Origin of the sequence: Clostridium yunnanense (assembly GCF_016595795.1) — a bacterium.
Classification (GTDB): Bacteria; Bacillota; Clostridia; order Clostridiales; family Clostridiaceae; genus Clostridium_AR; species Clostridium_AR yunnanense.
Map to the genome: position 1 here is coordinate 151,537 of NZ_JAENHN010000048.1, position 24,954 is coordinate 176,490.

The window sequence follows — 24,954 nt, forward strand, 5'->3', positions numbered from 1 at the left end:
GGATCACGCGTGAACTACTGAATATTTAGTATGTCTTTTATCGTTGAATTATAGTACATTGATTTACTAAAATCCTTTGATATTTTTTCCGCATATTGCTTTGCCTTAGTTTTATCACTATTATTATTTATAGTTGCAAGCTTATAAAGACATTCAGCAGTATAGTCACCACTATAATAATTATTTACATACTGATCATAATATGCTAACGCCTTCTCATAATCCTCTAACCTTTCACTAGTAGCACCGAGCATATATATGATATGAGGATTTAGATAAGTATCTTTAGAAAACTTACTTGCTTTTTCAAATTCTATTTTAGCTTTTGCAAAGTCTTTTGCACTAAAATAACTTCTTCCTGAATCATAAAAAGTGCCCACTCCACTGTTTATTAACAACTGCTCACCACTGTTATAAGCAATCTTATCGTTAACGCCTAGCTTATTCTTATCAAACGAAGTTATTATGGTATATAACTTATTATAATCCTTATCATTAACAGCTGCTTTTACTTGATCTATTGGAAACTTTGCTTCTCCCTGCTTACTATTTTCCGTGCTTTTATCAGTTGCACTATTATTCGGAACTTGTTGTTTTGTATTATTCGTTGTGGTCTGATTTGTATTAGTTTTATCCGTAGGATTAGTTTCATTCTTTTTAACAGATTTTGAAGCTATATAATTTGTTCTAACCTTACTTATGTACTGACTAACAGGTTTATAAAGCAAATATGATACGAGTCCTACAAAACATATAATCAATGGGATTATTATTAGTTTAAAGTTTATATTAGACTTATGTTCCTCCGAAAATTCTTTTATAACTTTATAGTTATCCAAAGCAACCTTGTTATTCTTATCTATTCCTCTTACAATATCAATACATTCCTTAGCTTTTTCATATTCTCCCTTCTTTATGAAGCAAAAAGCTATTGCATTGTTAACATTTATCTTGTTAAAATCACTTTCACTGCAAACACTTAGTTTTTTCTCAGCGTCATTTATGTACATTCCTTTTATATCTTTTAACGCTTGGTCATATAGAGCTAATCTCTCCCAATCCTTTTGTATATCTTTCAAATATCCTTTCGATATTCCATCGTCATTAAAATCTTTGTTTATCTTCCAAGCAGCCTCTGCTGACTTTAAATCGCCCTTTATATATAAAAGTAATCCTTTAAGATTTAATGCAGAAGTGTTTTTAAGATTTTCAGAGATAAGCTTTTCACATATTATTAAAGCTTTATCTATTTCTCCATTTTGAAATAAGTGTATTGATTTATCATATCGTTTCTTCCAATCCTTCATAAGTTACCTTCCTTATGTATATAAGATGCCTATATACTGCCTTTATGTTATATTTATGTTTTTATGAATTATATATACTACTAGCTTTTTCTAATTTTAATTATTAAAGTTGTTCATCTATAAAATTAGGCTTTGTTTTAGACTTTTCTTACAACTTAAAAATCAAAATTAAATTTAATATAAAATAATTCCACGTATAATTATACCATTAAAGCATTTTATAAAGAAATATATTCCATTGCCCCTGTGAATCTTTATCTAAACAACAATTACTTTTAAATCTTTATAAAACAAAAAATCAATCATATATTGGAAATCATCTTTCCTATATGATTGATTTTTATTTATTGATGCTGTTAAAGCACTGTGTTGAAATCAAATTGTTAATCATCCAACGCTTTAATTTCATCAGTGATCTTAAACAGAGCCTATTTATTAAACACAATACTTATCTTTCAATGATATCAATACATTAATTTATTTTCCTACATGCCCTTGAGGCAAAGTATTAGAACGAGCAACTTTCCAAAGATTAGTACTACTTTCTTGCCCTAAGACTACCAATTGATATATACTATCCTTCTTATTTTCAGTTAAAAATTCTACACCATATATTTTAATATTTTTAAATTCATCTGGTTTAAAATAATCCTCGAATTCCTTATCACTTATTTGCACTATTCCGTTGATATATGTTTTTCCTCTTATGCCTTTTGGCTTAATAAAATTCATATCATCTGCTAAAACATCAGCCTCTTTTATTGAAGGATCTCCAAATAACAATCTATTGTAGTTCTGCAAAACCTTATATTCTTCATCTTTTTCTTTTGAGTCTGCTAAAGAATTAGAAATCCCATTTGCCTGACTTACATCAAAGGTAGCTGTATTCTTGATTGTTATATAAGAATTCATACTGCTATCATTATACTTTATCAATGACATTTGTACTTTATTCTTTTCTACTTTTATTGATGTTACTTGTTCCATTGGAGTGTATACTCCATAAATTAGCACTGTATTACCTTTATCAATATTTAGAGCGTATAAGCTACCACCATGTGTAGTTTTTCCATATGCTGATCCTACAATTATGAATAAAGTATTATCATCATTCCACTCAACATATAAGGGAGCATCATATTTAGCACTATTAGTAGTAACTTTATAATATTTCGTAGAATTTGATGAATTATCTTTTATAGCAAGAAAGCCAGGCCCTTCCTTATCTATGTTATCACCTTTTCCAACTATATACGCTTCGTATCTTTCACTAGGCGATACCTTTGCCTTTGATTTTCCTTTTAATAAACCTTCATTAGCTTTCTCTACACCTATTTCACTTAGATCAACTACAGGATAAGTAAATATATTATTAGTTAAAATATCTAATTCGTCCAATACAGTATCAGTAGTATCATTCATCACTTTACTACTAGTGTTATTATTATGCTGTGATAAACTGCTTTTCCTAATACTGTCTGCCTTAGAGTTATCTACATATTCTACTGACATAGCTTTATCACTTTTACTTCCTGTCGTAGAAAAATTGATGTGATCCTTTAAAAATGCCATACTTGTAAGCATAAATGCAAAAGATGCTGCGATTGCATATTTATTTTTATTCCGTATAATATGATACTTTATATTATTTTTATAACCTTTTTTATATCTATCTTTATCTATTGATTTTATTATTTCTGCTCTTGAACTTTTAAAGTCTACATCTTCAAAACTTAGTGATTTACTAAGCATCTCATCAAGTTCTTTTTCTTCTTCATAAAGCTTTCTACAGTTTTCACATTCTGTAACATGTTCATCCATTAATTTTTTCATTTCTTTTTGTAGTTGATTTTCTACATATAAATCTAACTTTTTCTCGAAGCTATCGCATTTCATTGGCGGCACCCCCTTGCCCTAATGTTTTATTGTAATATAAAGAGTTTTTAAACTTATCTCTTAACCTGTAATACTTTCTTTTAACACTAGATTCACTTATTGAAAGAATCTGAGAGATATCAAAAAATGTTCTTTCCCCACTATATCTAAGGAGAATAATCTGTCTATCAACTTCTTCTAAAGACTGAATAAATTCTGTTACTTCTTTTTTTAGATCTACAAATTCCAACTGCTCTTGTGGTGAAGCTTCCTTAGATTTTACATCCCTGGCATCTTCTATGTTCGCTTCATATACTCTTTTAAATTTTCTTATAAAATCAATTGCTTTATTTTTACTTATTTGAAGCAACCAATTTGAAAATTTATATTTTTTATCATATAGATAAAGCTTGTTATAGGCCGTAATAAATGTTTCTTGAGCTATATCCTCTGAAGCTTCTTTGTCTTTTGTTATAGAATAAACAAATCTTAAAACTATTAGCTCATATTTATTTACTAAAATATTAAAGCTATCTATGTTTCCATTGAGTACTTCACTCACTAGTTCTATATCCTCATTCAAATTTCTCACCCCTACTATAGTAGTTTCACTATAATCTAATAACTTGTGATTTCACCTTATATACGCATAATACAATACATTAGTTCAGCTTTTATAAATTTATTTAATTAAAACTTTATAATTCCCCAAAATAGAGAGTACGTTCATTAATATGTATAAACGTATCCTCTAAAAAATTAAATAACATTGTTATTCTTTAAAGATAAGTTCTTTTTCATTATACTTTACGAAGGCTTTGACTTCATGATTTATTCGTAAAAAATAAAAGAATAAGGCTTTTGCAACCGCAAAAGCCTTATTCTAAGTACTTGTATTTAGGGATAAGTTGTATTTTCTTATGAGTAATATCAGCTTCTAGTATATACTACTTTCATCTTTATAGGGTTTAAAAATGAAACTCTATTCAGCAATAACTATTAGGGTTAGTTATAATGCCTTATAAGCTGATAATACCCTATATTAACTTAATTTAAGAATTATTCTTGTTCTATTATTATTTTCTTAGCATTTAATATTGAACTAGCACTCATTGAGAATTCATCTAATCCATATTCTACAAGTGTTGGAATAGCTGCTTCATCTCCAGCCATTTCTCCACACATTCCAACCCACTTACCATGCTTATGAGCACCATCTATTGTCATCTTTATAAGTCTAAGTACAGCTGGATGCATTGGGTTGTATAGGTAAGATACCTTTTCACTCATTCTGTCTGCAGCTAAAGTATATTGAATTAAGTCGTTTGTTCCTATTGAGAAGAAATCAACGTGTTTAGCTAACTCATCAGCATAAACTGCAGCTGCAGGGATTTCAACCATGATACCCCATTGAGTTGTTTCTGAGTACTCTTTGCCTTCAGCTTTTAATTCAGCCTTACATTCATCAACAACTTCTTTAGCTTGAAGGAATTCTTCTAAACCAGAAATCATTGGGAACATTACACATAAATTTCCGTATATTGATGCTCTAAGTAATGCTCTTAATTGAACCTTAAATATTTCTTTTCTATCTAAGCAAAGTCTTATAGCTCTGTATCCTAAGAATGGATTCATTTCTTCTGGTAATGGAAGATATGGAAGTGTCTTATCTCCTCCAATATCTAAAGTTCTTATAACGACTTGCTTTCCTTCCATCTTTTCAAGAACATACTTGTAGCTTTCAAATTGTTCTTCTTCAGTTGGAGCACTGTCTCTGTCCATGTATAAGAACTCAGTTCTGAATAAACCAACCCCGTCACCACCATTAGCTAAAACTTGGTGAACATCTTCTGGCTTACCTATGTTTCCACAAACTTCTACTCTCTTACCTGACTTAGTAACAGTCTTAACGCTTATAAGCTTCTTCAATTCTTCTTGTTCAGCTACAAACTTTTCTCTCTTAGTCATATATTCTTGAACTGTAGCTTCATCTGGATTTACTATAACAACACCTTCGATACCATCAACTATTACGCTATCGCCATTCTTCACTGATGTAGTTATATCCTTTAATCCAACAACAGCAGGTATTTCAAGTGTTCTTGCCATTATAGCAGAGTGAGATGTTCTTCCACCAATATTAGTTAAGAATGCAACAACCTTGCTTCTATCAAGCTGAGCTGTATCTGATGGAGTTAAATCATGTGCAACAACTATAGTATTTTCTTCAGTTATTTCAAAGCTATCAACTTTACCAGCTATATTAGCTATTATTCTCTTAGAAACGTCTTTAATGTCCGCAGCTCTTTCTCTCATATAGGCATCTTCCATTGATTCGAATATCATAACAAATGTGTTAGTTACTCCATCAACAGCCTTCATAGCATTAACACTATTATTTTCTATTTCAAGTTCCATAGCTCCAGTAAATTCTGGGTCATCTAATAATGTAATATGAGCTTCAAAAACCTCAGCTTTTTCTTCTCCCATTGATTCAACAGCTTTTGCTTTTATCTTTTCTAATTGTTCCTTAGAAGAAACCAATGCTCTTTGAAGTAATTCTTTTTCTGCTTGTATATCATTTATCTTTACGTCACTTATTACTATCTCTTCATGCTCTTGTATAAAAACCTTACCTATTGCATAACCTTTTGAAGCTGCAATACCTTTTCTCATTATGTTACTCCTCCTTATAAATAAACGAATAAACTATTATTCCATATGTCTAAGTAAATAGACCTTAAACAATAAATACTTAAATTTTATGTTTCTAGCCTTTAATTTTATTAGCAATTATCATGCCAACTTATGATTTGCTCTATATTTATAATATTTTTTGCATTTTAAGCCATTTAATGTAAGAATATTTGTAACTCTTATGATTATAATGATAAAATTTACACAATATTTATTGTTACAAATAACTAATGTGATTATTCTACTAAAGTTCACCACTTAACTCTTGATAATTTTTATCAACCCACCTTCTCACTTACTAATATATTCTATTACAAACCCTTATAATATATGATATAATATGTATTGATAAAATTTATCAACATGTAAATATGTTGATAAATTTTATCAAGTTACTACGGAGGTGTTCTATGTATTCAAAAGAAATATTTATAAAAGACCCAAATGGATTACATACAAGATTCGCTGCTATGATAGTAAATAAAGCCTCGCAAATAAAATCAAAGCTTAATATTAATTTATATATAAAGAAAAGTGAATATACCGATTGGCTAGGAATAAGCATGTTAGCGCTCTTATCTTTAAGGGTACATTCGAATGAAACAGTACTTATAGGCTGTAAGGAAGAAAATCCTACTGGAATAGTGGCAGTCCAAGAGCTTTTAGATTATATAGAAACTCATATAAATCAAGGCTCTACTCTAATGAATCCAATAGATGTTTTTATAGAAGAAAGCAAGATTGCTAATGATCAGATTTTAGAAAATGTACCAATTGGAATTATAGTTATTGATATGAACTACAATATTATAAGCATTAATGATTATGCTTTAAATATAATAGAAATGAAGTATGAACAAGTAATAGGAAAAAATGTGAATGATATCATCCCAACTAGTGAACTTCCTCAAATTATAGAGAGAACGATAAAACAGTTCGGACAAATTCAACATATAAATAATAAGACCACAATGGTAAATCGTAGTCCTATTTTCACTAATGATACTGTAATTGGTGCAGTTGGAGTTTTTCAAGATGTTTCTGATCTTGTTGGAATGAAGGAGCTTAATGAAAAGTTTAGCAAAATACTGTCAGCTTCTCATGACATGATTTGCTTTGTTGATGAATATGGCAAGGTAAGTTATATCAACCCTGCTTATCGAGAGCATCTTCCAATATCATCTCAAAATGTAATAGGAAAAGATATTTTTACACTTTCTCCTAATGGCTATAGAGTGAAGGCTTTCACCGAAAGAAAAAGGATAGAGAATATGATTCATAACAAAGAAAATATAGAAATAATAACCACATTGGATCCTATATTCATAGATGGGGATTTTAAAGGAATAATCTCCACTTCAAAACCAATAAATGAAATCAAAGAGCTTATGGGAAAATTAAAACGTTCTGAAGAAGAATTAAACTATTATAAAGAGGAGTTAAAGAAACACACTTCTTTAGAATCATCCTTTAAGGATATAATAGGTTCCTCAGGTACCCTAAAAGATATATTACACATATGCGAAATGGCTTCAAAAAGCACTTCTACTGTACTTATTAGAGGAGAAAGCGGAACTGGAAAAGAGTTAATAGCTAAAGCTATACACAGTAATAGCGACAGAAAGAACAAACCTTTTATAAGAGTGAACTGCGCTGCAATACCAGAGAACTTATTAGAAAGTGAATTATTTGGTTATGAAAAAGGGGCTTTCACTGGCGCTGTAAAAAGTAAACCTGGTAAATTCGCTATAGCAGACCAAGGAACTATCTTTCTGGATGAAATTGGTGACATGCCCATTACAATGCAGGTTAAACTTTTAAGAGTTCTTCAAGAGCGAGAGATTGAAAGTCTAGGTGGTTTATCCCCTCAAAAAATAGATGTCAGAGTTATAGCTGCAACTAATAGAAATCTTGAAGAAATGATATCCAACAATGACTTTAGAGAGGATTTATATTATAGACTCAATGTACTTCCTATCAATCTTCCTCCTTTAAGAGATAGAAAAGAAGATATAGGACTTTTAGTTGAACACTTCATAATGAAGATAAATGAAAAGTTAAATATAAATATCAAAGGTATAAGTAAAGAATGCATACTTTTATTACAGGATTACTCATGGCCAGGAAACATAAGAGAATTAGAAAACATAATTGAACGAGCTATGAATTTGTGTAATGACGAATATATTAGAGAGATAGATCTTCCTTCTTTCTTAAAGAAGGCTTCCACTAGCAACAAGTCACCTATCAGTCTAGATGGAGATGATTTACTACCTTTTGAAGAATATGAAAAGCAAATAATAAAGGCTGCAATGGATAGATATAAGAGCTATAACAAAGCTGGAAAAGCCTTAGGACTTACTCATAGGACTATAGCCTTAAAGTGCCAGAAATATAATCTTATAACTAAGGATTAAGCTACTAAAAATGTACTTGCCTTATCTAAAGATGTACCACTTCGATCCGAAATCTATTTTTAAAACTCTCACGGCTTCTGGTGAGAGCATTTAAAAATAATAAGTTTTATTACGAAGTGGTACATCCATAAATAATAAAAGGCCCCGCATACAAATGGTTTTAACCCACCTTATATGCGAGGCCTTTATAATTATGTCAAACTCTATTTTTTAGCTCTTTGAGCTTTAACTGACTTCCCTTTAACAGTAATGTTGGTATTAAGTCCCTCTAGAACCTGACTTCCTTTTCCATTAAGTATATCAATATAAGAAAATCCATCTTGAATATCAATAATACCTATATCATCACTTGTTAAACCCTCTACACTAAGAATTGCACCAACGATATCTCCTGGTCTTATCTTTTTCTTTTTCCCAGCATTGATATAAATCTTATATACCTGCTTATTAAGTTCACTGCTCTTATCTTTTTTTAGTATAGGTTTTGTATTTAGTTTATCTAAGAAATCTTTTTTCAAACTATAAACTAAATCTTTGCTTGGAATTTCTTCTCTTTCAAGCTTAAAACCTAGATATTCTTCAATTTGCAATAAGAATCTATTATCATAATTATTTACAAAAGTTATTGCTTTTCCTTGCTTACCAGCTCTTCCTGTTCTGCCAGTTCTATGTACATAACTTTCTTTCTCCATAGGAATATCATAATTTATTATATGACTAACATCTTGAACATCTATACCTCTAGCAGCAACATCTGTAGCTACTAGAATTCTAAATGCGCCTCTTTTAAATGCATTCATTACATCCAATCTATCCTTTTGCATCATACCACCATGAAGTTTATCACAAGGGAAACCTTGAGCATTTAACTTATTAGTTACCTCATCTACATTTTCCTTTGTGCTGCAAAATATTATAGAACTATCTATATTTTCTAGTATTAATATATCTTTTAATAGATTAAATTTGTATTCATAGCCTACCTTGTAGCAAATATGTTTGATTCTCTCTGTAGTAATTCTCTCTGGATTTATCTCGATTTTCATCGGATTATTCATATGTTTTCCACACAACTTATCGATTTCTTCTGAAATAGTTGCAGAAAAAAGCATTGTGACTCTGTTCTTAGGAAGTTTCTTTATTATATCTTCTACTTGATCTATAAATCCCATATTAAGCATTTCATCAGCTTCATCAATAACAAGATATTTGATTTTATCTAATACTATGCTTCCTCTTTCTATATGATCTAATGTTCGTCCTGGTGTACCAACCACTACATGCGTCCTCTGTTTAAGCTCTCTAACCTGATCACTGAAGGGTTGCTTTCCAAACACAGCTGTAGCTCTTACCTTTTTAAGTCTACCTATATTGGCTATTTCATCTTTTACCTGAACACAAAGTTCTCTAGTTGGTGTTAGCACTAAAGCCTGAGGACTCCTTTCCTCTATGTATATGCTTTCGCATAAAGGTATAGCAAACGAAGCTGTCTTACCACTTCCTGTTTGCGACTTTACTATTATATCCTTATCTTCCATTGCTTTAGGTATAACTTGCTGTTGTACCTTTGATGGATTTCTATAACCTAGTTTATGTACCGCCTCTAAAATTTGTTCACTTAAATTTAATTCTTCGAAACTTAAATTATTCATCTATTATTAACCTCTTTGCTTGTTAAATACTTTCTTATAAATTTTCCTACTCTATCACTATATATACATGACCACTAAACTACTTTATTATAACTTAAATTATTTACTTGCTTAATTTCTATAAAGATGTGCCACTTAGATCCGAAAACTATTTTTAAAACTCTCGCAGCTTCTGCTGAGAGAATTTAAAAATAATAAATTTCATTATGAAGTGTTACATCCATATTACAAATATATATCAGAGAACTCAATGGATAAACTCTTATCATACTTTAACTTAGATTCTTCCCTAATTTGTTTATATGCTATAGAGTTTATATCCTCTCCTTGGAGAATTCGCACTGGAAGATTTATAATAAACTCACTGCCGAGCCCTACTTCACTGACTACCCTTATGGTACCTTCATGCATTTCTACCAAAGATCTTACTAGAGCTAACCCTATACCACTGCCTTCATTTTGTCTTGTTATCGATTTATCTATTTGTGCAAAACGCTCAAATATATACTCTGTCATCTCTTTTGGAATTCCTATTCCTGTATCCTTAATAGAAATCTCTACATTATCAGCTTTATCATATATATTTATAAATATACTTCCGCCTTCTTTTGTGAATTTAACTGCATTGGAAAGGATGTTTAATATAATTCTTTCTATCTTCTCCTCATCAAAAGCCATTATCTTTTCTTCAATATCTGTATCGAATATAATCTCAATGTTCTTTGCATTACCATACTCTGTTACTGATTGGCATATCTCTTCAACAACATAAACTATATTATCATTCTTAAGATTTAATCCTATGTATCCGCCATCAATTTTTGTGGTATCTATAAGGTTATTTATAAGCCTTAGAAGTCTCAAGGAATTTTGATTCATAATCTTGAAATAGTATTTAATTTTTTCATCTCCTAATTGCTTATTTCTATCCAGCGACTCTAATAATTGTATAGTACTAGAAATTACATTTAGTGGAGTCTTTAACTCATGAGATATATTTGTAAAAAATTCAGTCTTTATCTTATCATATTCCATAAGGGCTTCTACTTTTTTATTATTTTCCACATTTTGTTTACTTAATGACTTAACTTCCTTATTAGCCGCTATAACTTGATTTGATAAGTTAAGAGCCTCTTTTACCTTACTCTTAAGCGTTAATAAAGTAGTTACTCTAGCTAATAACTCAGTCTTATCAAAGGGTTTGTTTAAGTAATCATTAGCACCGCACTCGAAGGATGAAATTAAACTTTCTATTCTTCTATCAGCGGTCATAATAAGTATCGGTAGTTCAAATATATTCTTTTTCTTCCTTATGTTTTCTGAAACTTCATACCCTAAAAGGTCTGGCATCATCATATCTAAAATAACCAAATCTATATCTTCATTTAATTCCAATATATCTAATGCCTCTTTACCATTTGAAGCTACCAAAATATCTTCTGAAATTTCACTTAAATAATTTTCTAATACTTTTTGATTAACATATTCATCATCTACCACTAAAATCTTATATGAATGTCCTATATTATTTATATATGAAGTATTTAAGGCCTTTTCTTCTATATATTCATAATTATAGTCATTTTTATTAGTTTCTAATTCGTCGTAAGCTACTTCATAAGCAAAATCATTATTTAACTCATCTATTCCACTAGGAACTATATCCACGGTTGCTAATGGAATTAAAAATGTAAACTTACTGCCTTTACCGAAATCTGAAGATACTTTTATAATACCTTTATGTAATTCTACAAGTTGCTTTGTTATATATAACCCTATCCCTGTTCCCCCATAATTGGATGAAACACCTTCAACTTGCTCATAAATTTCAAATATGTCTTTCAGTTTGTCCTTAGGAATACCAATACCTTGATCCTCAACTGAAATTTCCATATACTCTTCATTACACACGTATGATATAACTATATTACCTCTATGGGTAAATTTAATGCTATTAGAAATCAAATTGTAGAATATTTGCTGAATCCTATCTTCATCAGCAAATATATGCGGAACATCCTTATCTATCAAATTAATTATCTTTATTTCCTTTTTTCCAATTGATATCTCTAAAAATCTTATTACATTGTCTACTATTCTATTTATCTTTATTGGCTTTTTGTTAAGCTTAATATTATTATTCTTTAATCTAGAGAACAAAGCCATGTCTTCTACTAGATTTGCTAGCCTCTTAACGCTTAAATTAATTAAGTTAACACTGCTTTGATCTTCGGCATTTAATACATTCTTATTAATTAAACTTTCAGATAGCCCTACTATCCCACTAATTGGTGTCTTAAGCTCATGAGATGTTATAGCAAAAAAATCATCCTTTAACTTATTTATAGATTCAAGTTTTTCTCTAGCTATCTCTAAACTATTGTATGCATTTGATTGTCTACCAGCTAGTACATAATAATTAGCTATAATAAATACTAGAGTTCCAAGAGGCGCTAAAGAGGTTGATATTATGATACTATATTCATATAATATATCATTAACCCTGGATATAAATAATGCAAACAGTCCAACTAAAGCAATATAGTCTGGCTTACCACTGGAAATATGAGTTTTTGATATCTTATACATCATATACAAAAGCATACCTAACGCAAACCCCTCAAAGGGTATTATATACTGCAGATAGTATTTTATAGGACTTACAACTGCTATAAATGTATATACAAATGCAGTAATTGTAGAAATCTTAACTAAATCCTTTAGTAGTATTTCTCCATAGCACTTATTTATAAATAAAATAATAAAGGGGATATACACATAAAAAGTAAGCACCATTATCTTTACAGCAATCTGGTAACTAAATCCAGGAAAAAGCATAACAAAAAATCTTTCTCCAATAAACATAGTCCTTATTGCAATTAACAAGCATACTATAGCAAAATATAGCGGTGCTTTATCTTTTCTTCTCTTAGCATAAACCCCTAGATTGTATAACGCAGCAATAAAAGTACTTCCTAAGATAAACAAGTCAAAAGCTAGCTTTTTATCTCTGTAGCTACTTACAACCTGATTATCTCCCATAACTATATTGTCTATAAAACCAAGCTCACTATAATAATTGCTTACTTGCAATGTTATATAGAACTCTTTACCATTTGGACTAAATGTTCCGATCTTAGGAAGAAGCTGTGGAGTCATCGCCTCTTTACTACTCCCCACTACTCCGTTACTCATCACTAAACTGTTATTAACCCAAAGCTTGTATGCACTTTGTATGTAATCTATTTTAATAGAATATATGTCATCTGGATTATTAGCTAATACTTTCAATCTGTATGTTCCGTAGCCCTGTGTCGCAAATATACCAGGCACTGTTGAATACTGCTTATTGCTATTAATAAGCGCTATGTCAAACTCTTCCGGACTAATTAACTTATCTTTATAAAATTCCCACTGGCCATTTAAATTTATTAATCCATCATTCTTGAAGTTCCAATGTGTAAAGTCAATTACTCCTGAATTGGCTTGCGGAAATTTATTGCCACCTTTATTCACATTTATACTATCTACAATTAAAAATCCAAAAGCTAATAGTGTAACAGAAAGCATAACTAATAACTTCAATTTTTGCGACTTAAAATAATTCATTAAAAACTCCCCACAATAAATTTATAATTATATTCTTAGTACATTCCATATCCAACCTTAGTATTTTTAACACATATCTAAAGTAAATATATTTTATTTTTTATATTTTAAGCATCCAAATATATAACCTTTTCACGATATTATTCAATTATATACAATGCATCTTTTTCAGCCCTGTATTAATTTACCAAAGTTTAACGTAACTTTTCACAATATAATCAATACAACTCCCATATAGATTTTAGCAGTTAATCATTATTTTATATATAGGAATTAATTAGTATTAAAATATACTTCTCAATTTTGTAGATTTTGGATTTTGGCAGTACATCTTTAGAATTTTAGATGACTATATTAACTATCATTTTTTAAGAAGAAAATCTGGCAGGCAAATAAGTCTTATTTTTTCCTGTATAACCATAAAAAACTTCTAAAAGCATTGAAATTCTAGATTTAGCTAACTCAAGGCTTTCACACTTTCTTTTACAGTAAAAAAGCTATCTAAAAGAACTAAATCTTCTAGATAGCCTATATTCAGTCAATTATTATCTTCTGAATCCTCTGTTGTTGTTTTGTTGCTTTCTTGCTCTTCTACAATCTGGGCATCTTTGTGGTTCGTTTTCGAATCCTTTTTCTTTGTAGAATGCTTGTTCTCCTTCAGTGAAAACAAATTCTTTTGAACAATCTTTGCAAACTAAAGTCTTATCTGCCATTTGAACATTTCTCCTTTTTATTCATATATTAAGATTTAAAAATAGATTACTATACGCCTAAAAAGGTAATGTTCAATCATATTAATTAAATCTTTGTGTTTGCGATAAAAATTATCACAACGCATTCAGTATAACATACATAGAAATATTAAGCAAGTTTTTTATTCAACAATAAATTCCATTTTATCCAGTTCATATAAGCGTATTTACGCTCTATTTTCTCTTTCTATTTTTTATAAAATATAAACTTATAGCCGTAATTATAAATATCAAAAATAAACTAAAAAAGATTATAAAGTTTTTTGATTGAATATCTAAGTTTCTTATTTTTTCGTATGCAGGTTCACTAATATCTTTTTTGAACTTAAAGGTTCTTAAGTTTCCAAACTTATCAATAACCGCACTATCTCCTATTAGCTTTGGTGACAGCTTAGAAGAAGATAAGTATAGTAGAGACTCAGTTAGTATATTCTTATTTGGTGACGTTAGTACTAAAAGTGAACATTGCTTATTAAATGGCGATATATCGAATTGAAAAGTTGCTATATTGTTAGAATATTGTTCTTCTAAAAATAACTTTTCATTTGATAAAAATTTATTATATTCAGCATTATATTTAAACCATAAGTTTCCATTTATTTGTTTAATTATCGGATTATCTTTAGCTGTACCGTATAATATTAAGTTCATATTTTTATATTGATCATTAAACTTGCTAGCTCTAACTACTTTAAAACTACCATCACTTAAACTTGTGCCACTTCCTATGTATGAAAACATATGGGACAACGAACTTATTTCATTTGAAGATAGATTGTCAGGCACTATCAATGCTGTATTATTAAACTTATTATTAATTAAATACGGACTAGGGTATGTTTCAAATTTATAACTAGATACTTCTTTTGTGGGTAAATATAAAGTAGATATATTTGTTACTACTGCCCAAGGTGTTTCCTGATTCCTCTGCTCACAGTAGTAATTTTCTAGTTCCAAATCAAAAACTATATTTATTTCTATGTAATTGGTTTTACTTATATTACTTGGTATATTTAATTCAACGGTGTCTCCATTAGCCTTTGCTTTCTCAAGCTTCCTACTCCCTATTGGAATTCCATTCACAAAAACAGTAAGAAGTGATTTAGAAAAATCAAGGTTCTCTGAATATCTTGTAATAAGAGATATCTTTGATCCATTGCTTAGTACCCTATTCTTCGGTAGTGAATAAGATATGGTACCGCTTTTTCTAAAAGGTCCTTTCAGAAGGATATCACCTATTCCAAGATCACTGAAAGTAATATTGCTTTTAATACTTTCATTTTTAAACTCTACTTTAGTATTAACATCTATTTTTAGAGTATCTGAATAAATTTGGCTTATTAAGCTGTTATTCATAAGAGCTGTTGCAGCCTTTAACCTCAGTGAATCATTATCAGAAATAATTATTAAACTTTTCCGAAGATCACTTTTCGAAAAAGGTGATTTAGTCTTTTTTATTAATGCAGAATTTTTATAATCAAAATCTTGTATTTGATTATAAATATTCTTAATTTCATTTGGCATGTTATTATGACTTCCAATATATATTATATCTCTATCTGTTTTATCAATATTTTCAGAGTACCTATTTATATCTATCTTATAATCCCCACTTGTACTTAGGCCTCCAAAATATGTTGATAGCATTAATGCTGCTGTCATATCAGTATCCGTATATTGATCTGGAACTAGTATAATACAATTAGAGACTTTGTTTTCATTTATCCTAAAAAACGGATATGGAAATTGGTCAATGCTATTACTTATACCCTTCTCTTTAAAATTAATTAATATATTAGACTTACTTGATAGGGTCATCCAATTAGCATTATTTATATCATCATCACAGGGCTTATCTGAAACTCTGCAATAAGCTTGAATAACAAATTCATTTCCACCTTCCTTTATTAATTTTTTAGGTATACTAACTTTAAAGTTCTGTTCCTCCACTTTAGGATTGTAATTTATTTTACTTGAATAAAAAGGTACGCCATTTAACAAGCATGTAATTGATGCATTTTTTTCTTGATCTATAATCTGATTTATGCTTAAAAATAAATTTACATCTATACTTTGAACATCCCACCATTTATTTATATCAAAATACATATTGTGACTTGCAAAAGTTCCTTTAAGAACAACATCATTTCCTATATCAACTCTCTTAAAATTATCACTATTAGGCTCATTGGTGATATTGGTATAGTCCACCAGCTGATTTTCAGCAGCATATGCTCCCTGCATTTTGTTAATTGGACTTTGAGTAGATATTAATATAAAAATAAAAGTCATTAAAAAACTCAACTTTTTATAAAACCATCCTAAGTTCATTGCTGTCCCTCCATTGATATAGAGTTTATAGTCTTCCAGGCACCTTTCAAATTACAGTAAAAATCTATAAGGCTTATTCTTTTTGAAACTTTTTATAAATTACTATTTCATCCGCTAAAACCGTTCCGTCTTATACCACTTAGCTTCTCTTTTTAGCACGGTATCTTTTAGATAGTTATAAAAACCAAGAGCAGCTACTACAGTCCATAACTTGCAGTAAGTAAAATACATAAGCAATATTACAAAAAAATTTTTTATATTTAATTCACCTTTTTCCGTAGATACAGCTACTAATATTGATAGAACAAAAGCTGAGTAAGCCATTATCCATAGCACCACACTATACCCACTGATATGTAAAGTTACTGCTCCTGTAAACCCTAAGATAAATAATCCATCGGATAATATAACAGATGATAAAAAAAAGAAATATATAATTACATAATAAAATATATCAAATCTAGTTGCCCCTGCATTTCTACTAAATAAATACTTTATATTCTTAATTACCACATAGGTATTTCCTTTGGCCCATCTTGTTCTCTGTTTCATCCACACTCTTAGTGTTTGAGGTTCCTGTTCCCAAGTCACAGAAAGAGGTATAAACTTTATTTTATATCCCATTCTATAAAGCCTAAAACTTATCTCTGTATCTTCTGTCACTGCTTTTGTATCCCAACCACCCATATCTTCTATTATTTTTCTTCTTATTATAAAATTAGTTCCAGGAATGGTGCATAAATTAAAAAACTGCCATCTTCCAGCCTGTGCCATCCATTGAAAGGTTATAGTTTCAATATTTATAAATCTAGTAAGTAAATTTTTACTTTTGTTTCTACATCTAAATTTACCTATGACCGCTCCAAATTTTTTTGATTGCTGTATAGTCTCAACTAAATATCTTAACGCTGTTTTCTCCGGAGTATTATCAGCATCATATATAACTATGTACTCGCCTATACTTCTTTCAAATCCAATGTTAAGTGCATTGGATTTTCCTTTTCCACCATTTGTCTTATCAGTATTTATGACGATTAACTTATTTGTAGGATTTTTTATTTGCATTAATTTTAATAGTTCTGCTGAATTATCACTAGAATTATCATTTATTATTATTATTTCGTATCTGTCTACAGGATACTCAAAATTCATCAAAGCTTTTACGGTTTTCTCTATAACCTTACTCTCATTATGCGCCGGAACCATAATAGATATATAAGGATAATAGTCAAGTTCTCGCTTCATCTCCAGCTTCAAAGTTTTTAAATAGTATCTGTACCCTCCGATTACTAGCACAATGTTTATAAATATAACTATCCAAATTACAGAAAGTGAATATATAAGAGCATAATCAAATATAGTCATTAATTATCACTCCATTACTTAAAATATTTTCTTCTATCAATAATTCCTCCAAAGTAAGCAATTATAGCAAATACTACACACACTACTATCGTAAAAATAAGAATTAATCTATTTATTTTACTTATATCTAGAAGTGAGCTCGTATCTTTTACTTCCTTTGTTTTATCTTGTGAGTAAATTTCCTCTAGTTCAGTCTTAGATAAAAACTCACCTTGAAATTGCAGTATGTTATTTAAATAGATATTACTTTCTTTATTAGTTATCTCATTTTCTTTTAACTTAACTTTTGTTTCTACTTTACATATATCATCAAACTTTATCCCTTTATTAATAACATTATTTATCTTTTCTTTAAACTCAGATAAGCCATAATCTGAACTTATCGCCAATCCTACAGGATTCATAAGTTTTTTGGCAGCTTCTATATCATCTATATTAAACTTCTCCATAACCTTTTTATAACCATCAATATGTAAGCTTTCAAAATCAAGTATGTTCAAACTTTGTTCTTTCTCCACTACTATAGTGTCAGAAATATTTATTATTGGATGATATTCATCATTATAAATCCAGCTATCTGGTATACTAAAGGCTATTGGATATACTTGATATTTTAAATAGTTAGTAAATGCTAATTGAGTTCTTTCCATTACTTCTCCACCACTAGGATCTCCCATATAAAATATAGGAGATTTTAATATTACTCTCCCACCTTTACTTTGAGCATATCTTAGCACCTCACCAAATCTTTTCATAGAAACAAAATCTATATTTTCATAAACAGGCATAGCTTCACAAATAAACGGTATCCCTTGGTCATATAAAAAATCTACCTTTTCTACAAATTCATTAAGATCTATAAATGGGTACACCTTATTTAAAATTAAGTACTTTTGATTTTTAGTATTACTGTTATCTTGTATTTCATTAATAATTAGCTTTTTTATTCTATAGTCATCTAAATTTGGTTTTAAAACAGCTATTTTTGCTGCCCTCATATGAATATTTTTAATAGCTTCTTTTGCTTCATTATAATTACCAGTAAACCATAAAACATTACCATTATAAGAACTTAACTTTTCACATATATTTTTACTATAATTATTATTTCCATTGTTAAGAACAATTAAATTATCATATTCATTAATGTTATTTATACTTGAATTCAGCTTATTAACTTGTATATCTACAGTATTAGATGACATTATCAGCTTTACTATATTATTTAAGTTGCTATAATCACTGGCAAAGGTTTTATAGGAATCATATAGAATTAAAACCTTTTTTTCAGCCGCACTACAACTATTATAAAAAAATATTATTATAAGCAAGCTTATGATACTAATACGTTTGATCTTACACATCATATTCCAGCTCCATCTCTGCTTTTTCTAAGAAATTAAAAGCATCAGAAATTTCATCATTATATGCATAATACCCAATCTCTACCTCTATCTTTAACTTATTAAATAAGTCTTTATCACTTATATTTATGTTTTCAAGATTTTCTTTAAACCTTTGTTTTACTATTTCCGAACCTTCACCTTCTGATATAAGTAAAAATGCAAAAATGAGCCTATCTTTTAAAATATATTTTCTATCTTCTAATCTTAAAGACTGTTTGAGTATATCTGACACCTCAACTAATAGTTTATTAAATTGTTCCTCTGAAACTATAGCTTTAAGCTTATCTTTATATCTAAACTTAACTAGCATTAGTGTTAATGGGATATTATATCTTTTACTCATACTCATATATATCGGAACCTCATTGAAAAATGCTGCAGCATTTCTTATTCCTGTATCTGCATCAATCATTACTAAGGACTGATTTTCTTTCTCTAAAGTTTTTGATTCTTCCTGTAAAGCAACTATATATCTTGATAAATTCGAAAAAATAATTGCTGTAACAGGAATTATAGTAATCCAATAATAAACACTACTCTGTATATTAATTCCACTCATGAAGGCTAAATATAACTTATAGCTGGAATATATGAAATCAATTATTAAAGTAACAATTAGAGATAATGTTATATTAGTATAATAACTAACCATCGCTACTATCATCACAACAGTAAATAGAATGTAATTTTCAATATTTTCATAAAACTTAAAGTAAATAAATGAACTATTAATTGCGAAAAAATAAGCTATTGAAAGAGTTACATATATATCTATCTTCTTCCTATCTTGTTCTGAACTCATAGATCTTTAGCCTCCTTCTAAATTTCATAATCATATACTTTAGCTTACGTATAATAGATCAATCACTGTTTTGATGTCTTAATAACCGAATAGCTGAAAAATATACCATAAGGTCAAAACTTACATTAAACATAAACAGGTGCTTTGATATATCAGCATCTCCTGCACCTAATACCGATACCAGCACTTGAGACCCTCCTACTAAAAAAACAAATACAAATGCTTCTTCTACTAGTTGTGACTTCGTATCTTTTTTACTTCTATATGATATGTAATCATTGATAGCAAAAACAAAATAAATTATTATTAGAGCTATTGTAAATCCAATATTATGAGGTAAATACTTACTCTTGAAATTACTATATAATGAAAAAAAACTGCTTTTCTCTCCAAAGCTCTTTCCTGCAGATTTTTCGTAGTTTCCCATTACATCTGGTTTTATGCTATATGCATTTTCAGAGGCTATGCTCATAACTTTTCCAAAAGCCCTTGGGTTCTTTGCATAATATTTTAATATGGACCCAAAAGAATATTTTGAGTAAAATTCATTCATTAATTTATTGTCATTAGGATCTATTACAGGCATTGATTTATAAAAAATATTTCCTGCTAATATAGAATATTGGCTGCTAATTCCAAATTCATTTAGAACTTCTTCTGGATTAACTTCATTTAAAAGCACACCTCTTGTCATAGAGTGGTATCTGTTTATATAATCAAATGGCCCTACTATGGAAAAATAAAATATAGCAGATGCTACTAAAAATCCACCAGTCAAAATCTTTAAGGTTTGCTTAATGCGTTTATAATTTGTTATTATTAGTAATCTTAAAAGAAGCAAGCAGTATAATATTCCTATCGGTGCAAGTTGTTGCTTAGACCCCATAAACATTAAAGATATAGCGAAAAATATTATTAGATATTTGATAGTAAGCTTATCGAACGTATATATGTAAAGCAGCAGACCTATACTTAGTAAAAAGAAACTTAGATTTACAGCTTCTCCATAAAATGAGTTAAAATAAGCTATATATCCTGTATCGCAGAATATTAAAACAAATAATAAAACAGCTAAAAGTTTGCATCTCTTTAACTCTATATTTATTATTATAGATTTAATAATAAAATAAGCTGCAAAATCCATAGTAATAACATAAAGTAACGCTAAGTATTTTATATCGAAAATATACCCACCTTTTAGTATTTCATTTAAAAACAAAGCAATTTTTATTAGTATTGCTTGAGTTGATAAAAGCATCATGCCATTTTCGTTGTAGTATTTATAAATACCATAATATTTATTAAAATATCCAAAAAAAATATCATCACTATTACTTGAAAGATGATAGAGACCACTTTGGCTTATAATTCTATAAAAGTCTCCATTATCTGCAACTCCAATTACTGGCTTTATAAATAAAGTAAAAATACATATTGAAGATATTAGAATAATAGTAAACGAAATAAATAGTGAATCACTTAGATTAATCTTAATTCTTCTCATGGCTTCCTCTTTGAATGGTTCTCATACAGAAACTTAATTTATACTGTTTTATAATTAATAATCATACTAATCGTATACTAGGCGTAATTTAATTTCCTTACAGAACCTTATCTTATTCTATTTAAGTATTGGTACATCTTTATTATTGTTCCTTTTAACTTAATAGACATTCCAGTAAATAAATTCCACTATTTTTATAAATGTATTTAACTATAAAACAAAAGGACACCCTCCACTAATAGTGATAGTTTGCCCTTAAAACTTAAATATACATATTCTTATGTTATACACGTTGTATTACAAATCAGTAAAACTTACCATAATAACTTGATATTATATTAGTATAAATGTCCCATTTTTTCTTTTTTTGTTTTAAAATACCTTGCATTATGCAGATTGGTATCCATTACTAACGGAACTCTCTCTACTACTTCTATTCCATGTCCTTTTAATCCAACTAACTTTTTAGGATTATTAGTCATAAGTCTTATCTTCTTAACTTTCAATTCACTAAGTATTTGAGCACCTATTCCATAATCTCTCATATCAGCTGGAAAACCTAAGGCTATGTTTGCCTCCTCAGTATCCAAACCCTCTTCTTGGAGTTTATAAGCCTTTATTTTATTTATTAGTCCTATCCCTCTTCCTTCTTGTCTAAGATATAGAAGAACTCCCTTTCCTTCTTTTTCTATTGTACTTAAAGCTGCTGCCAACTGCTCTCCACAATCACACTTTAATGAATGAAAGGCATCTCCAGTAAGGCATTCTGAATGTACTCTCACTAAAACCTTATCTTCTTCATTTATGTCACCCTTTACCAAAGCAACATGATGTTCTCCATTCAATCTATTAACGAATCCAACCATTCTGAAATCTCCATACTCTGTTGGGAGATTAGCCTCTGCTTCCTTAGTCACATAGCATTCACGTTCTCTTCTATATGCAATCAAATCTTCAATTGACACGATGCTTAATTGATACTTTTCAGCTAATTCTTTAATATCGTTTAGATTTGATAAAGTACCATCTTCATTTAATATCTGTGTTATAACTGCTGAAGGATAGCTCCCTGATAATATCGCGATATCAACAGCAGCTTCTAGATTATCAGCTCTTTTTAATACTCCACCATTAATTGCTTTACGAGGAAATATACTTCCTGGTATCCTAAAGTTCCTTCTAGTCTCTCCTTGCTTTATTAACATTTTTATAGTTATTGCCTTATCCTCTGCAGATACTCCACTAGAAGTACTCTCATGATCTAATGAAATAGAATACTCATCTCTACTTTTAATACCACTTCCATCCACTAACTTAGGTAGGTTCAATTCTTCAAATCTATCTTCTTTAAGAGCCACATAGATTATTCCTGAACCATGCTTAGTCATAAAATTAATGTTTTCTTTAGTAATATTTTCAGATAGACTCAATAAAACACCGCTATTTTCTTCATTTTCATCATCAACTAATATTATTGACTTTCCATTCTTTATCTCTTCAATTGCCTCGTTAATCTTTGTAAACATATTTCCTCCTTAATATTATTTAGATATAGAACTCGTAAAAAGTGTGCTATAACTAATTCTTCTATATTCTTTTAGCTATTTAAATAAATATGTCAGTTATATACTATAAACCTAAGTTAATATTTCTATTTACTATTTATGTCATCTCAATTGAATCTGGCACATATTTATATACCTTCTATTAATTATTAATCAATTTAAACTCTTTGTTACTTTTATACGATCTTTTATTCAATCTATATACCCTTTAAATATCACATCATCACCTATAATTTGGTGAGTTACTTTACTAAGTCTTATAGCATCATTCATCTTTTCTATTCCTAATCCACCAACTGGAGTGACTGCATCTTTACCACCGATTATCTTAGGTGCTATTGCAGCATAAACCTTATTTACAACTCCGCTCTCAAAGGCAGATGCTAACAAGGAGCTTCCTCCTTCTATATATAATGAGTCTATATTTCTTTCACCCAAAGCCTTCAATATATCTTCAAACTGTATCTTACCTTGTCTTTCTATCAGTTTTATTATATCAACACCATATTTCTTCAATTCCTCTTCTTTTTCTATAGCAATATTTTCTGAGGCTATTATCAAAGTTCGTGTATCATCATCAACCTTTAATATATTGGAGTTCAAAGGAATATCCCCATATCTTGATACTATAACTCTTAGCGGATTTGATATAACAACACCCTCTAGCCTAGTAGTTAGCAACGGATTATCTAGCCTTACAGTATTTTCTCCTACCATTATAGCAGCCACTCTCTGCCTTAAATGATGTACAAATTCTAAGCTTTTCTCACTACTTATCCATTTTGAATCGCCAGTTCTACTTGCTAGTTTACCATCTAAAGTCATAGCCCACTTTGTAAATACGAAAGGAGTTCCTGTATTTATATAATGAGCATATATTTCATTCAGTTCCTCGCATTCATCCTTTAAGACACCATACTCTACGTCTACCCCTAATGGCTTAAATACTTCTTTAGCTTTTCCACTTATATCTACTCTAGGATTAGGTATCCCTATATATATTTTCTTTATCCCACTATTTAAAATAAAAGAAATATACTCATTATTTTCTTCATCAATTTCAGGTTCGATATTTATAAAAAGTTCACTGTCTCTAGTATCTTCATTAGAGCTTTTTATGGCCATTGTTTCAGCTTTTTCACTTCCTAATGACTTATACCAACCTTGTCCTATTATTTTTTCGTTCTTAACCAATATTGCTCCAACTAGAGGGTCCGGATTTACAAAACCACTTCCTCTATTCGCAATATCAATAGCCTTTTTCATATATACTTCTCTCATAAATATACACATCCTTTTTGCACTATGGGAAAAAACTCATATTCATCAAATAACAACTCTATTATTTCCATAATCAACTTCAATATTTATAAATATTCAATGTTTAGAGAATTAGTATGTTTATACTTTGTATTTCTAATTTATTATGTATAAATTTATCACAGCGGTTGTCGAACGTCAATATTAATTAATAATAATTATTATATAACTAAAAATTTCCGACAGTACAATGAATTCTACTTTTTATTGTATATCTACAAAATACTTCTACGCTCATTAAGCTATCTATGTTTAATAGCCATATAAACTTCATACTTCACTTCACAGTAAAAAAACAAATTACCATAATAAAGCATTAACCTCTTATTAATACTTTATTATGGTAATTTAC

General features: G+C 29.3%; 15 protein-coding genes. 1 reads left to right on the forward strand and 14 read right to left on the reverse strand.

The genetic code is table 11. The features are described from left to right. Positions 1–14: 14 nt before the first annotated feature. The 4 genes from JHL18_RS17980 to ptsP form a co-directional block, all read right to left on the reverse strand. A complete protein-coding gene (locus JHL18_RS17980) occupies positions 15–1,307 on the reverse strand; it encodes a tetratricopeptide repeat protein (RefSeq protein WP_200271788.1) in 1,293 nt (430 codons plus the stop codon). Positions 1,308–1,784: 477 nt separating this feature from the next. Next, positions 1,785–3,203: a DUF4652 domain-containing protein gene (locus tag JHL18_RS17985; protein WP_200271790.1), complete on the reverse strand. Its 1,419-nt coding sequence runs from the start codon at positions 3,201–3,203 to the stop codon at positions 1,785–1,787. Continuing rightward, positions 3,190–3,765 carry an RNA polymerase sigma factor gene (locus JHL18_RS17990; protein ID WP_200271792.1) on the reverse strand — a complete coding sequence of 192 codons (576 nt, stop codon included), beginning with the start codon at positions 3,763–3,765 and terminating at the stop codon, positions 3,190–3,192. The genes JHL18_RS17985 and JHL18_RS17990 overlap by 14 nt, the downstream gene beginning before the upstream one ends. Before the next feature lie 476 nt (positions 3,766–4,241). Continuing rightward, on the reverse strand, positions 4,242–5,858 hold the full coding sequence (gene ptsP, locus JHL18_RS17995; protein WP_200271795.1) for a phosphoenolpyruvate--protein phosphotransferase: 1,617 nt from the start codon (positions 5,856–5,858) through the stop codon (positions 4,242–4,244). A gap of 431 nt (positions 5,859–6,289) precedes the next feature. On the opposite strand from ptsP, the gene JHL18_RS18000 reads away from it, so the two are divergent. Then, a complete protein-coding gene (locus JHL18_RS18000; protein WP_200271797.1) occupies positions 6,290–8,296 on the forward strand; it encodes a sigma 54-interacting transcriptional regulator in 2,007 nt (668 codons plus the stop codon). Positions 8,297–8,499: 203 nt separating this feature from the next. Here JHL18_RS18000 and JHL18_RS18005 read toward each other — a convergent pair whose 3' ends face one another. The 10 genes from JHL18_RS18005 to ribD all read right to left on the reverse strand — a co-directional run bounded on the left by JHL18_RS18005 (position 8,500) and on the right by ribD (position 24,563). Next, complete coding sequence (locus JHL18_RS18005) at positions 8,500–9,948, reverse strand: DEAD/DEAH box helicase (protein ID WP_200271799.1); 1,449 nt, start codon at positions 9,946–9,948, stop codon at positions 8,500–8,502. Between the two features lie 225 nt (positions 9,949–10,173). After that, on the reverse strand, positions 10,174–13,557 hold the full coding sequence (locus JHL18_RS18010) for an ATP-binding protein (RefSeq protein ID WP_200271801.1): 3,384 nt from the start codon (positions 13,555–13,557) through the stop codon (positions 10,174–10,176). 545 nt (positions 13,558–14,102) lie between these two features. Next, positions 14,103–14,270, reverse strand: coding sequence for a zinc-ribbon domain-containing protein (locus JHL18_RS18015; protein ID WP_183279162.1), 168 nt, complete (start codon positions 14,268–14,270; stop codon positions 14,103–14,105). A 213-nt stretch (positions 14,271–14,483) separates the two neighbouring features. Further along, entirely contained in the window at positions 14,484–16,640 is a 2,157-nt protein-coding gene (locus tag JHL18_RS18020; protein WP_200271803.1) for a cellulose biosynthesis cyclic di-GMP-binding regulatory protein BcsB, read from the reverse strand. 114 nt (positions 16,641–16,754) lie between these two features. Next, the gene (locus tag JHL18_RS18025; RefSeq protein ID WP_200271805.1) at positions 16,755–18,005 is read right to left on the reverse strand and encodes a glycosyltransferase family 2 protein; all 1,251 of its coding nucleotides are present in this window, start codon (positions 18,003–18,005) and stop codon (positions 16,755–16,757) included. Positions 18,006–18,019: 14 nt separating this feature from the next. Continuing rightward, the gene (locus JHL18_RS18030) at positions 18,020–19,372 is read right to left on the reverse strand and encodes a hypothetical protein (RefSeq protein WP_200271807.1); all 1,353 of its coding nucleotides are present in this window, start codon (positions 19,370–19,372) and stop codon (positions 18,020–18,022) included. After that, positions 19,362–20,213 carry a GGDEF domain-containing protein gene (locus JHL18_RS18035; protein WP_200271809.1) on the reverse strand — a complete coding sequence of 284 codons (852 nt, stop codon included), beginning with the start codon at positions 20,211–20,213 and terminating at the stop codon, positions 19,362–19,364. The genes JHL18_RS18030 and JHL18_RS18035 overlap by 11 nt, the downstream gene beginning before the upstream one ends. A gap of 58 nt (positions 20,214–20,271) precedes the next feature. Beyond that, a complete protein-coding gene (wsfD, locus tag JHL18_RS18040; RefSeq protein WP_200271812.1) occupies positions 20,272–21,717 on the reverse strand; it encodes a glycan biosynthesis hexose transferase WsfD in 1,446 nt (481 codons plus the stop codon). A 338-nt stretch (positions 21,718–22,055) separates the two neighbouring features. Further along, positions 22,056–23,243 (reverse strand): GTP cyclohydrolase II, encoded by a 1,188-nt coding sequence (ribA, locus tag JHL18_RS18045; RefSeq protein WP_200271813.1) that lies wholly within the window; start codon positions 23,241–23,243, stop codon positions 22,056–22,058. A gap of 231 nt (positions 23,244–23,474) precedes the next feature. Further along, a complete protein-coding gene (gene ribD, locus JHL18_RS18050; protein ID WP_200271816.1) occupies positions 23,475–24,563 on the reverse strand; it encodes a bifunctional diaminohydroxyphosphoribosylaminopyrimidine deaminase/5-amino-6-(5-phosphoribosylamino)uracil reductase RibD in 1,089 nt (362 codons plus the stop codon). Positions 24,564–24,954: the final 391 nt, after the last annotated feature.

Bases quoted from the DNA above. Each gene is read 5' to 3' on its own strand.
- ptsP (WP_200271795.1), bottom strand. From the start codon at position 5,858: ATGAGAAAAGGTATTGCAGCTTCAAAAGGTTATGCAATAGGTAAGGTT.
- wsfD (WP_200271812.1), bottom strand. From the start codon at position 21,717: ATGAGAAGAATTAAGATTAATCTAAGTGATTCACTATTTATTTCGTTT.
- JHL18_RS18010 (WP_200271801.1), bottom strand. From the start codon at position 13,557: ATGAATTATTTTAAGTCGCAAAAATTGAAGTTATTAGTTATGCTTTCT.
- JHL18_RS18020 (WP_200271803.1), bottom strand. From the start codon at position 16,640: ATGAACTTAGGATGGTTTTATAAAAAGTTGAGTTTTTTAATGACTTTT.
- JHL18_RS17985 (WP_200271790.1), bottom strand. From the start codon at position 3,203: ATGAAATGCGATAGCTTCGAGAAAAAGTTAGATTTATATGTAGAAAAT.
- JHL18_RS18030 (WP_200271807.1), bottom strand. From the start codon at position 19,372: ATGATGTGTAAGATCAAACGTATTAGTATCATAAGCTTGCTTATAATA.
- JHL18_RS18025 (WP_200271805.1), bottom strand. From the start codon at position 18,005: ATGACTATATTTGATTATGCTCTTATATATTCACTTTCTGTAATTTGG.
- ribA (WP_200271813.1), bottom strand. From the start codon at position 23,243: ATGTTTACAAAGATTAACGAGGCAATTGAAGAGATAAAGAATGGAAAG.
- JHL18_RS18005 (WP_200271799.1), bottom strand. From the start codon at position 9,948: ATGAATAATTTAAGTTTCGAAGAATTAAATTTAAGTGAACAAATTTTA.
- JHL18_RS18000 (WP_200271797.1), top strand. From the start codon at position 6,290: ATGTATTCAAAAGAAATATTTATAAAAGACCCAAATGGATTACATACA.
- JHL18_RS18015 (WP_183279162.1), bottom strand. From the start codon at position 14,270: ATGGCAGATAAGACTTTAGTTTGCAAAGATTGTTCAAAAGAATTTGTT.
- JHL18_RS17980 (WP_200271788.1), bottom strand. From the start codon at position 1,307: ATGAAGGATTGGAAGAAACGATATGATAAATCAATACACTTATTTCAA.
- ribD (WP_200271816.1), bottom strand. From the start codon at position 24,563: ATGAGAGAAGTATATATGAAAAAGGCTATTGATATTGCGAATAGAGGA.
- JHL18_RS18035 (WP_200271809.1), bottom strand. From the start codon at position 20,213: ATGAGTTCAGAACAAGATAGGAAGAAGATAGATATATATGTAACTCTT.